The organism is Fundicoccus ignavus (assembly GCF_009659375.1).
GTDB lineage: Bacteria > Bacillota > Bacilli > Lactobacillales > Aerococcaceae > Fundicoccus > Fundicoccus ignavus.
Map to the genome: position 1 here is coordinate 54,365 of NZ_WJQT01000003.1, position 12,224 is coordinate 66,588.

At 37.4% G+C, this 12,224-nt stretch carries 12 protein-coding genes; 7 read left to right on the plus strand and 5 right to left on the minus strand.

Annotated features, from left to right (window positions below; all coding sequences use genetic code 11):
• The first annotated feature begins 12 nt into the window (after positions 1–12).
• From map to GF867_RS03485, 5 genes are all read left to right on the plus strand, one after another.
• Positions 13–768, plus strand: a complete 756-nt coding sequence (gene map, locus GF867_RS03465; RefSeq protein WP_153831726.1) for a type I methionyl aminopeptidase — start codon at positions 13–15, stop codon at positions 766–768.
• 219 nt (positions 769–987) lie between these two features.
• A complete protein-coding gene (pyrR, locus tag GF867_RS03470; protein WP_153831727.1) occupies positions 988–1,494 on the plus strand; it encodes a bifunctional pyr operon transcriptional regulator/uracil phosphoribosyltransferase PyrR in 507 nt (168 codons plus the stop codon).
• A 113-nt stretch (positions 1,495–1,607) separates the two neighbouring features.
• Positions 1,608–2,519: an aspartate carbamoyltransferase catalytic subunit gene (locus tag GF867_RS03475; RefSeq protein WP_153831728.1), complete on the plus strand. Its 912-nt coding sequence runs from the start codon at positions 1,608–1,610 to the stop codon at positions 2,517–2,519.
• Positions 2,494–3,759: a dihydroorotase gene (gene pyrC, locus GF867_RS03480; RefSeq protein ID WP_153831729.1), complete on the plus strand. Its 1,266-nt coding sequence runs from the start codon at positions 2,494–2,496 to the stop codon at positions 3,757–3,759. The genes GF867_RS03475 and pyrC overlap by 26 nt, the downstream gene beginning before the upstream one ends.
• Positions 3,760–3,775: 16 nt before the next feature.
• Positions 3,776–4,705 (plus strand): dihydroorotate dehydrogenase, encoded by a 930-nt coding sequence (locus GF867_RS03485; protein ID WP_153831730.1) that lies wholly within the window; start codon positions 3,776–3,778, stop codon positions 4,703–4,705.
• A gap of 1,049 nt (positions 4,706–5,754) precedes the next feature.
• Here GF867_RS03485 and galU read toward each other — a convergent pair.
• From galU to GF867_RS03510, 5 genes are read right to left on the minus strand one after another with little or no spacing between them, the layout of a single operon-like run.
• Positions 5,755–6,696, minus strand: a complete 942-nt coding sequence (gene galU / locus GF867_RS03490) for a UTP--glucose-1-phosphate uridylyltransferase GalU (protein WP_153831731.1) — start codon at positions 6,694–6,696, stop codon at positions 5,755–5,757.
• Positions 6,697–6,744: 48 nt separating this feature from the next.
• Positions 6,745–7,860, minus strand: coding sequence for a glycosyltransferase family 4 protein (locus GF867_RS14305; protein ID WP_366927740.1), 1,116 nt, complete (start codon positions 7,858–7,860; stop codon positions 6,745–6,747).
• A gap of 35 nt (positions 7,861–7,895) precedes the next feature.
• Positions 7,896–8,162, minus strand: a complete 267-nt coding sequence (locus tag GF867_RS03500) for a DUF805 domain-containing protein (protein ID WP_153831732.1) — start codon at positions 8,160–8,162, stop codon at positions 7,896–7,898.
• A gap of 30 nt (positions 8,163–8,192) precedes the next feature.
• Entirely contained in the window at positions 8,193–9,434 is a 1,242-nt protein-coding gene (locus tag GF867_RS03505) for an aminopeptidase (RefSeq protein WP_153831733.1), read from the minus strand.
• Positions 9,435–9,465: 31 nt separating this feature from the next.
• Positions 9,466–9,918, minus strand: a complete 453-nt coding sequence (locus GF867_RS03510) for a flavodoxin (protein WP_311454054.1) — start codon at positions 9,916–9,918, stop codon at positions 9,466–9,468.
• 262 nt (positions 9,919–10,180) lie between these two features.
• On the opposite strand from GF867_RS03510, the gene galE reads away from it, so the two are divergent.
• A complete protein-coding gene (gene galE / locus GF867_RS03515) occupies positions 10,181–11,197 on the plus strand; it encodes a UDP-glucose 4-epimerase GalE (protein ID WP_153831734.1) in 1,017 nt (338 codons plus the stop codon).
• Positions 11,198–11,303: 106 nt separating this feature from the next.
• Entirely contained in the window at positions 11,304–12,191 is an 888-nt protein-coding gene (locus tag GF867_RS03520) for an LCP family protein (RefSeq protein ID WP_153831735.1), read from the plus strand.
• Positions 12,192–12,224: the final 33 nt, after the last annotated feature.

Consider the following 12,224-nt stretch of genomic DNA (forward strand, 5'->3'; position numbering starts at 1 on the left):
AGGAGAGCATTTATGATTACATTAAAATCAGCTAGAGAAATTGAAGCAATGCATGAGTCGGGTAAATTATTAGCAAGTATTCATGTCCAATTACGAGATTTCATTAAACCAGGAATCACAACATTAGATATTGATCGTTTTGTTCAAGAAAAAATTGAATCAGCAGGTGGGATCGCCTCTCAAATAGGCTATAACGGTTATGAGTTTGCGACGTGTACAAGTGTTAACGATGAAATTTGTCATGGTTTTCCAACAAATCGCGTTTTGAAATCAGGCGACTTAGTAAAAGTTGATTTCTGTATCGAACTAAATGGTGGTCTGTCTGACAGTTGTTGGAGTTATGCAGTCGGCGAATTATCACCGGAGCATGCACAATTAATGAAAGATACACATGAAGCCATGATGCTTGGAATTGAACAAGCCGTTATTGGTAATCGAATCGGAGATATTGGTCATGCTATTCAAACATTTGCAGAAGCAAAAGGTTATGGAGTGGTTCGTGACTTTATCGGACATGGCTTAGGCCCAACCATTCATGAAGAACCAGCAGTTCCTCATTATGGTAAACCAGGTAAAGGTTTGCGCTTGAAAGAAGGCATGACGATTACAATCGAGCCAATGATTACGATGGGGACTTGGCAAATGAACATGGACGCAAATGGCTGGACTGCTAGAACTCGTGACGGTGGTTATTGCGCTCAATACGAGCATACTTTAGCAATTACTAAAGAAGGTCCAATCTTATTAACAAATCAAGACGATATTTAAACCTGAACAATCAATGATTAAATACAAACTATTTACAAAATACGTTTGCATATCATTTTGAATCAGTTATAATGAAATTAATATAAAACCTTTAACTTGCGTCCAGAGAGGCGAAGAAGGAATTTAGACGGTCAATTTGTCGAATCGGACAGACCTCTTCTTTTGCGAGCAAGTAAAAGGAGAGGTCTTTTTTTGGTAGGAAAATTGAGGAGGATTAGAATGGCAAAAGTTGTAATGAATGAAATGGAAATGAACCGTGCACTGACAAGATTAGCATACGAGATTATCGAACGAAATCGTGGTGTGGAGAATATTATCCTAGTCGGCATCGAAACGCGAGGTGTACCCATTGCAAAACGCTTAGCAGCTAAATTAGAACAACTAGAAGAAGCAGTCATCGTTGAGAGCTTAGACATTCGCCCTTATCGTGATGATATTAAAAGTAGTTATCAAGCACCGGCAGATGCATCAGATTTTTCGGGTAAGAAAATTATTTTAGTAGACGATGTTTTATATACGGGTCGATCTATCCGTGCAGCAATGGATGCTTGTATTGATCGTGGTCGTCCTTCAGAGATTTCCTTAGCCATACTTATTGATCGTGGTCACCGTGAATTACCAATTCGTCCAGATTATATCGGTAAGAACATACCAACATCAAAATCAGAACGCGTAAGTGTTCATGTTAAAGAGCTCGATCAAGTTGATCAAGTTATCATTCATTAATCAATCGTTATTTCACTTTAATTAGATCCGAGAGATCAAAAGCGAAACAGCCTATTTAGGTGCGCTCAGTCTCGGGATTGGACGCACTTTTTTTAGGTTATTAGGAGGATGTTATGAGACATTTTTTATCAGTAGATCAATTTACCAATGAAGAATTTATGATGTTAGTGAAACGAGCGCTCGATTTTAAATACGGACGAGATACGTTTCGTAGTGATCGAACAGCGGTTAATATGTTTTTCGAAAACAGTACACGTACGAAACATAGTTTTGAAATGGCAGAGCATAAAATTGGCATGCACCAAGTGAATTTTGAAGTCAGCAGTTCATCTGTTAAGAAAGGCGAAACCCTTTATGATTCGGTCTTAACCATGCAAGCAATTGGAGTAGATGTCGCAGTTATTCGTCATCCGGATCCTAAATATATGGATCAATTGATGAACTTAAATATCCAAATTGTTAATGCCGGAAGCGGGAGTGGTCAACATCCTTCTCAGTCATTGTTAGATATCATGACGATTTACGAAGAGTTCAAATATTTCAAAGGATTAAAAGTAGCGATTATTGGGGATATTAGTCATTCGCGTGTAGCCATGAGTAACATGATGATGTTAAACAAGTTAGGCGCAGAGGTATATTTTGCCGGACCACAGGCTTATTTTGATCGTACATTTGAGCGTTACGGTACATTAATGAGTGTTGATGATGCAGTCAGAGAAGCAGATGTCGTCATGATGTTACGTGTGCAATTGGAACGTCATGATGAATCGGAACAGGACTTTACTAAAGAAGCCTATCACCAAGAGTATGGACTAACTCGCGAACGCTTTTTAACAATGAAAGATTCAGCGATTATTATGCATCCTGCTCCTGTTAACCGGGATGTTGAACTTGCAGATGAACTAGTAGAATGTGAGAAAAGTAGAATTGTAAAGCAAATGAGTAATGGTGTGTATGCAAGAATTGCGATTCTAGAATGGGTATTGAAAGGAAGATACGATGAGCTTAATTCTGAGAAATGGTAAAAGACTGGTTAATGGTAATGACTTAGAAGTGGTCGATGTTGTGATTAAAGAGGGAACAATTACCGCGATTGGTCAATCTTTACCTGGAAATTTTGAAAAAAGTGTAGATTTAGCTGGGAAATTAATTACTCCAGGCTTGATTGATATTCATGTGCATTTTAGAGAACCTGGCTTTACTGATAAAGAAACAATCAAAACAGGCTCTTTAGCAGCAGCGCGAGGAGGCGTAACCACTGTAGCGGCTATGCCGAATACAAATCCTGTTCCAGATACTCCAGAAAAATATGCAGCTATTCAAGACATTATTGAGAAAGATGCAGTTGTAAATGTCTTACAATATGCTCCAATTACTGAAGAATTACACTCTGAAACATTAGTTGATATGTCAGGCATTGATGCTTTTGCCTATACGAACGATGGAGTTGGTGTTCAAACCGCGGGTACTATGTACTTAGCAATGAAAGAAGCGGCTAAATTAAACAAACCAATCGTGGCGCATACAGAAGATGATAGCCTCCTTTTTGGTGGAGTCATGCACGAAGGTAAAAAGAATATAGAATTAGGTTTGCCTGGCATACTAAACGTTGTAGAGAGTAGCCAAATTGCAAGAGATATTCATTTAGCTGAAGTAACAGGTGTTCATTACCATGTATGTCATGTGTCGGCTGAAGCGTCAGTTGCGGCAATTCGTGAAGGTAAAAGACGTGGAGTGAACGTAACAGGTGAAGTAACCCCTCACCATTTAATTTTATGTGAAGAAGATATTACGCATGATGATGCTGTATTTAAAATGAATCCACCTTTGAGAAGTAAAGCCGATCAAGAGGCCTTGATCGAAGGATTACTTGATGGAACCTTAGATTTTATTGCGACTGACCATGCGCCACATACTCAAGCTGAAAAGTCACAAGGTTTTATAAAGTCACCGTTCGGAATTGTTGGCATTGAGACATCATTTGCTTTAATGTATACGTATTTTGTCAAAACTGGGCGTATGACGTTAGAATTTTTATTGAGTCGAATGGGTAAAAATGTTGCCAAAGTGTTTAAATTGCCATATCAAACGTTAGAAGTTGGTGCCAAAGCGAATCTAGCAGTTTTCGATTTGGAATCCAACTACGTCATCAGTCCAGTAGATTACTTATCTAAATCAAGTAATACACCCTTTAATGGATATGAGGTCTATGGTATGTGCGTCTTAACCTTAGTTGATGGAAAAATTGTTTGGAAAGCCAAGTAAAAAGGAGTCGATTATAATGAAAAAATTAGCTGTAAACTTACCCGGTATCGCTTTAAAAAATCCGATCATGCCTGCATCAGGTTGTTTTGGTTTTGGTGAAAACTTCGCAAAGCATTATGACTTAGGAAAATTAGGAGCCCTCGTTATTAAGAGTACAACCTTAGAGGAAAGAATTGGAAATCCCCAGCCGCAATATCATCATGAAGGCAATCGTATTCTAAACTCGGTTGGTTTGAAAAATCCGGGTGTTGAAGCGGTGTTAGCCCATAAATTACCTTATCTAGAACAGTTTGATGTGCCGATTATTGCGAGCGTTGCGGGTTCGAAGGAAGAAGATTATATTGAAATGTGTCAGCGTATTACAGCTGCGCCAAATGTCAAAGCGATTGAATTAAATATATCATGTCCAAATGTCAAAGAAGGTGGGGTTGCTTTTGGTACAAGTCCAGAAGTAGCAGCACGACTAACAGCTCAATGTAAAGCCGTCAGTTCATTACCAATCTATGTTAAGTTGTCACCGAATGTAACAGACATTGTTGAAATAGCAAAAGCAGTCGAAGCAGCGGGTGCGGATGCAATCTCGATGATTAATACAATCACTGGTATGGCTTTCGATTTAGCATCAAGGCAGCCAGTCTTAGGTGGGAATACAGGGGGATTGTCCGGTGCAAGCTTGAAGTTTGTTGCTTTAAGAATGGTTAGGCAAGTAGCTCAAGCAGTATCAATTCCGATCATTGGTATAGGTGGAATTCAAACTGTAGATGATGTCCTTGAAATGATTCTAGCTGGTGCAACAGCTGTTCAAATTGGTTCTGCCAACTATAAAAATCCATTAGTTTGTCCTGAAGTCATTGCTGGCTTACCACAAAGGATGGAAGAGTTAGGGATTGAATCGATTCAAGCATTTATTGAAGAAAGTCAAAAATTAATTAAAGCACAAAACTAATTTCAAAATACGAATGGCAGTGCATCTCATTAAGAGACGCGCTGCTGTTTTGTTTGTTACATAAGGGATGATAAGTTTTATGTTGATTTACCAAGCTGCAAACTTCGCTCAGCATATTGTTTTCCAAGATGGAGGTCGCTTCCCAAGCCTCACTGATGTTCCAGCTTTTCCACCTAAATCGGCTAGGCTCTGTCTAATTCGATTTCTGTATTGATAGTTAGAGCAAGCGGTGTGTCGGTCGTATGGTTGATCGACACGATTCCAAAGGTTTGAGGCTCTTATAGATTCGTCGTGAACGATAGAGAACGACACCGCCTTGATTCCCTTGCAATAAAAAACAATGGGTGAGTGAGTATGACTTAATCTAGTCGAAGGTCCTTGAGAATCGGCTAGAAAAAGAATTAATCTAGCCGAATGTATGAGACTATCGGCTAGCATAAATGATAATCTAGGATGATTCGAGACAATCGGCCAGAATAAATTCTCAATTAGCCAAATTTTCTTGAGAATTGGCTAAAAAAAGAGCTAATCTAGCCGAAGGTCCTTGGGAATCGGCTAGAAAAAGAGTTAATCTAGCCGAATGTATGAGACTATCGGCTAGAATAAATGCTAATCTAGTCGAATGTATGAGACTATCGGCTAGCAAGTTCTCACAGCCCTTAGCAAAGCACGAAGATGAGCGCAGCGTACATGACATTGAGTAAACCTCTAACGAGTCCGAGGTCTTTAAAATACGGTTAGTAGTTTTAACTTGATTATATAACTTTTACTTTTGTTGGAATACTTAACGTAGCTCAGCGACTTGTTTTCCAAAGCGGTATAAAAGGCAATCGGCGTAGCTTGCTCTGACTTTGAGCATAGCGAATTAGACTGAACCTAGCCGATTGAGCTGGAAAAGCCCTCACAATCGTGAGGCTTTGAAAGCGACCACCGCCTTGGAAAAAATAAGCAGAGCGTAGTACAAAGCTTGATAGATCAACATAGAACTTATAAACCCTTATATTACAAAAAGCTCTCCGAAAAATCGGAGAGCTTTTCTATTAAATTAATTATTCTGCAAGTTCCTCAGTTTCTGAAACTACTTTAGCATTAGCTTTTACAGAAGTTTGATCTTCCGCTTCTAATTTTTTACCTAAATCAATGATGTATTGACGTAGATCATCACCAATTTGTGGATGTTCTAGTCCATATTCAACACTCATTTCTAGGAATCCTAATTTATTTCCAATGTCGTAACGTTTACCGTCGAAACGAGTCGCAAAAACGCGTTGAGTTTGGTTTAATGTATCAATCGCATCTGTTAACTGAACTTCATTACCAGCACCAGGCTCTTGATTTTCAAGGATTTCGAAAATTTCAGGTGTTAATAAATAACGCCCAATAATTGCTAAGTTACTTGGTGCATCTTCTGGATTAGGTTTTTCAACAAATTTATTAACGTTATATACCCCATCACGAATCTCTCTTTCAGGATCTACAATACCATATTTAGATGTTTCTTCATGAGGTACTTCCATCACAGCTAAGTTAGAGGCGTGCGTATCGTTATAGACATCAATTAACTGCTTAGTTAAGGGAACTTCACCAGTCATGACGTCATCACCTAGCATGACAACAAAAGGTTCATTACCTACAAATGCTTTAGCTTGAAGAACTGCATCCCCTAGACCTTTAGGATAAGATTGACGAACGAAAAATAAGTTTAAATTCGTTGTTTCTTTAATCAAATCAAGCAACTCTTGTTTGCCTTGTTGGCGTAAGTGTTCTTCTAATTCAATATTCGCATCGAAGTGATCTTCGATTGGGCGTTTGCTTTTACCTGTTACAATCAGAATATCTTCAATACCTGAAGCGATCGCTTCCTCAACGATAAATTGAATCGTCGGTTTATCGACAATTGGTAACATTTCTTTTGCCATCGCTTTTGTAGCTGGCAAGAATCGAGTCCCATAACCTGCTGCGGGTATGACTGCTTTTCTAACTTTAACCATAGTATAATACAAGCTCCTTTTTATAAAATTATTTTAAACCGAAGTATATTAACGAGTTTCTTTAATCGATTGATAAAGTGTTTCGTATTTGGCACTAACTTCATCCCATTTGAAATGCTTAATACCTTCTAGAGCATTCTGAACGGTTTTAGGGTAGTGGTTTACAATATACTCAACGGCTTCAGTAAAACCGATCTCATCTGTTTTTTCAACACTGACGCCTACGCGATAACTTTCAAAAAAGCTATCAAAGCCTTCAGATTTAGTATAAATCACAGGAAGACCTTGGCTCATTGCTTCGGGATAAACTAAACCAAATGTCTCTGGAAAAGAAAGAAGGGCGAAAATGTCCATCTCGCGATATAAGTCACGCATTTCTTCTTTTGATTTAGAACCATGATATATGACATGAGAAAAACTTTCTAGTTGCTCTGCTGTATTCTTATCCCATGTAGGGCCAATAATATGCAGTTCTGCTGGAAGAATATGATTGAGTTTACCAACCATTTCAGCCAAAGTTACAAAGCGTTTTTCTCGGAAAACTTTACCTGTTGAAACGATTTTTAATGGTTGATGCAAGATTGGTTGTTTGTCTGAGTAGACATTCTCGTGCCAAAAATCATCAATGCCATTTGCGATAATACTTGTTTTACTCTTCATAGGCTCTTGAAGTGAACGAGGTATATAGTTCTCAAACACTTCATTATATGAGTTTCTTGAAATAAAAACGACGTGTTGTGCATTTTTCATAATGTTTAAGCCCATGCTACGAAGCCAAGGCATACGATTGAAAAAAGTTCTCACATCCGCATTTCTAACTGCGACAACATAAGGAATTCCATATGCTTTATGTAATTTCCATGCCAACCAACCATTTGAAAAGAGTGAGTGGGCATGGAATAAATCATAACTTTGGAAATCATAGTGTTGAAGTAAGTCTTTATGTATTTTGCGATGTTTATAGTGGAATAACCAACGGTCCAAGTGATTGTGGTTGCGACTGACAAGCGTATAATCTCCATTTGTCGCTAGACGATCTTCGGGATATTGATGGGAAACCGGTACATAAACATCAATTTCATGACCGCTTTTTACTTGGCGATCGAATAGTTGTTTAAATAATCCAGATGTCTGGAAATAAGAATTAATATGTAAAATTTTCACTGAATAGCTGCTCCTTATAGATTCTTTAACGTCATTTATTCAAAATCTTCAAGTAAAGATTCTAGTTCTAGAACGCGACTTTCCAAATTTTGAATGCGTTCTTCAGTAACTGCTTGTTCAGTAGATTCTTCTTCACTAGTAGGAATACTAAATATTGTGACTGTCAAATAAACAAGTAGGAAGAAAATGACCAACACTCCTACTAAGTAAAACCATCCACTACGATCTAACCGTCGGTCGATTTGTTGGATTTGTTTGGCAATTTCTTGTTCTAGATTGTTGGTATTTTTAGAGTTTGACATGCTCTTTTCTCCTTTTCTAAATAGCGAGGATTAAATCGCCCATTCGCCATTTCTAAATACTGGAATGACTTTACCATCTGTTGTTATACCGTCAATATTCATTTCAGCATTTCCGACCATAAAGTCCACATGAACATTAGAGCGGTTTAAGCCGGCTTCTTTTAACTCATCCTGAGACATTTTTGTTCCACCTTGAACTGAAGTAGCGTAAGCTTGTCCAATTGCTAAGTGGTTTGATGCATTCTCATCAAATAAAGTATTGTAGAAAATAATACCTGATTGTGAGATTGGTGATTGGTGCGGTACTAAAGCAACTTCACCTAAAGAACGTGAACCATCATTGTCTTCTACTAACTTACGTAATGTTTCTTCACCTTGTTCAGCTTTTACATCAGTGATTTGACCATTTTCGAAGTAGAATGTCATACCGTCAATAACTGTACCACCATAACTTAATGGTTTAGAACTTGTAATATGACCTTCAGCGCGGTTTGCATCTGGAGCAGTAAAGACTTCTTCAGTTGGCATATTCGCAATAAATGCTTCGCCTTTTTCGTTTACGCTTCCAGCACTTTCCCAAATGTGATTTTTAGGTAAACCAAGTTTTAAGTCGGTGCCAGGTCCAGTATAGTGTAAGTGATCAAATTGAATTTCGTTTAAGAAATGAGCTTTTTCGTTTAATTTTGCTTCATGCTCGTTCCACGCTTTTACTGGATCCGCTTCGTAAACACGGGTTGTTTTAAAGATTTCATTCCATAGCGCATCAACTTTTTCTTCAGTAGTAGACAATTCTGGGAAAACTAATTTAGCCCACTCTTGACCAGCACCAGCAACGACTAACCAGCTCACAACGTTAGCTTGAGTCGCAATTCTTTGTTCTTGTAAAGCTTCAGAAGCAGCTCTTTGAGCAGCACTGATTTTACTTGGATCGATACCACTTAAAGCATTTGGATTACTTGAACGTAATGAAATGCGTTTTGCACGTTTTGCAATCCAGTCATTTGACTCATCGATTGTATATTGTGGAATATCTGTTAAAGTTTCAACTGATTGATTTTCATAACCAATACGTGTTAAAGCATCATCAGCCCATGTAACTTTAACTTTCTTAGCACCTGCTTTATAAGCAGTTTCAGCTAATAAACGTACTAAGGGAGCTTGTTCAATATCAGCATTGATTAATAAATAATCATCTGCCGCTACTTGGATACCTTTATGAATAATCACATCAGCATATTTTTGTAATAATTGGTCAAAGTTTTCTAAAGTCATACAATACCTCTTTCTGTTTTTAAAATAGTTATTATAAATCCGCTGCTTTTTCAGCAATTGAAGCTGCAAGAGCGTGTAAACGCTCAATATCCTCTTCTTCAGCATTCAGATTAATTTTTACACTTTCTCCACCTTGTGTAGCACCTGTTTTTTTGAATTGATCTTCAAAAAAGTCAATCGCTGCACAGAACACTTCATAAAAATCATCACCCGAACCGAACACACCAAAAATCTTATCTGTTAAGTCCAATTCGCCTAATTCTTCATGGAAATCAATCATTTCGTCAGGAAGTACGCCATCCACACCGTAAGTGTAACTACCGACAAGACAAATGTCATAATCAAGAAAATCTTCAGCATCTGCTTGCATGACGTCTAAAATTTCAACATTAATATCGTTAGCCTCTAACTCAGCGGCGACAATCTCAGCCATCTCTTCCGTATTACCTGTTAAGCTGGCGAAAATAATTAATGCATCTGCCACAATTTCGCCTCCTTTACTTTTAAATTAGTGCCAAAATATACAAAATACTTACGCTCTGCATACTTTTTCACTTTAATCTTTACCATTATAACAAAATTAAGACTTGCTTACATTAGAAAGCACAATATTATATTATCCGGTCATTAATTAAGTGTAATAAAATCCAAAATTTAATATTTCTAATACAAAATCTCTCGCTAAATTATGGTATACTACAACGTGAATCTTTAAATAATAAATCATTTACTTAGGGGGAACAAACATGGCGATTTTAGTTACTGGAGGAGCGGGCTATATTGGTAGCCATACCGTAGTCGAATTATTGAATTTAAATCAAGAAGTCATTATTGTTGATAACTTTTATAATAGTAAACCAGAAGTATTAGAAAGAATTAAGAAGATATCAGGCAAAACATTTAAATTTTATGAAGCTGATATACTAGATCGAGTTAAAATGGCGGAAATTTTTGAGGAAAATACTGTAGAATCAGTTATTCATTTTGCTGGTTACAAAGCAGTAGGGGAATCTGTCGAAAAACCGTTGATGTATTACCATAATAATATAGAAGGAACCGTTGCTTTGTTAGAAGAAATGAATAAAGCAAATGTGAAAAGTATTGTGTTCAGTTCATCAGCAACAGTCTATGGTACTGAGAACGTGGCACCATTTTTAGAAGAAATGCCAACGGATACTTCAAACAATCCTTATGGATATACAAAAGTTGTGATTGAACACATGTTGAAAGACTTATCAGTGGCCGATTCTGATTGGTCTGTGACTTTACTACGTTACTTTAATCCAATTGGAGCCCATGCGTCAGGTAGAATTGGAGAAGATCCACAAGGAATTCCAAATAACCTAATGCCTTATGTGACTCAAGTAGCCATCGGTAAACGTGAAAAATTAAGTGTATTTGGTAACGATTATGATACACATGATGGAACTGGCGTAAGAGACTATATTCATGTGGTTGACTTAGCTTTAGGCCACATTAAAGCCTTAGAGCACAATAAAGCAAATAAAGGTGTGGGCGTCTTTAACTTAGGGACAGGTATTGGCTACAGCGTTCTTGATTTAGTAAAAGCTTTTGAAGAAGCTAACGATATTGAAATAAAGTACGAAATAGTAGATAGAAGACCTGGAGATAATGATATTGCATATGCAGATGCTAATCATGCAAAAAATGAACTAGGTTGGGTGGCTACACGTAATTTAGTGGATATGTGTCGTGATTCTTGGAACTGGCAATCGAATAACCCTAAGGGCTATGACCAATAGTTGGAAAGGGTAGGTTTGCTTAGTGAGAAGAAAAGATATACATTCCAGTTCATCGTTAACTACACTTAAGAAACAAAAACCAAAGCGTTTTTTGACGAAACGTATTTTGAGTTTATTTATTATTATGATAATTGGTGTAGCAATTTTCTTCTACTTATTTACACTCTATCATGATATTGGTGAAGCTTACCGAACATCAGTAGAGGATGTATCACTTAAAGAGACCGATACTCCGATAGATTCGCCAATCAATCATCATGAGACAGTGACTTTTTTAATCGTTGGTGTTGACTATGGACACGCTGGAAGATTAGATGAGAAGAGGGCTAATGTGATTACAACGTTAACCATTAATCCATCGAAGAAACAAAGCATACAAGTTAATGTGTCAAGATTGTTGAAAGATACTCAGCAAGATGTTACACTAAGCCACGTCTATAAAAACGGCAATGTAATGGAAATAAAGCAATCAGTTGAAGAGTTGTTGCAAATTCCAATTCATCATACAGTAAAGATTGAATTATCAGAATTACGACCACTACTTGATCAATTAGGTGGTTTAAAAGTGAAGATTGAGTCCCCAATACAAATAGGTGATCAAACTTATGCCGCCAATCAAGAAGTACAGATGAGTAGTCGCGAAGTCATGTTATATATGCAAGCTCAAACAGATGAGTCTGAATGGGAACACAGTAAACGAGAGACTCAAGTTTTAGAACAAATTAGTATCGCATTGTTTGATAAGTTTTCAAATGTTAGCCGCATTACCGAATTAGCTGCAACATTAAATGAGGCAGAGTCTTGGTTAATTACTGATTTGAAGTATGAAACATTTTTCAATTTTATAAGAGAAAACTATATTAAAAACCTAGACCAACGTTCAGTTATAAGTTTACGTGGTGATTATCAAGCCGATGAGTCACCTTGGGAAAAAATAAATGAACAGTGGTTAGATCGAACACGATCAGATTTACAAGAGCTAGTAGGCCAGTGATTCCATATTGTCGTTTGTACTAGGTAGGGAAGT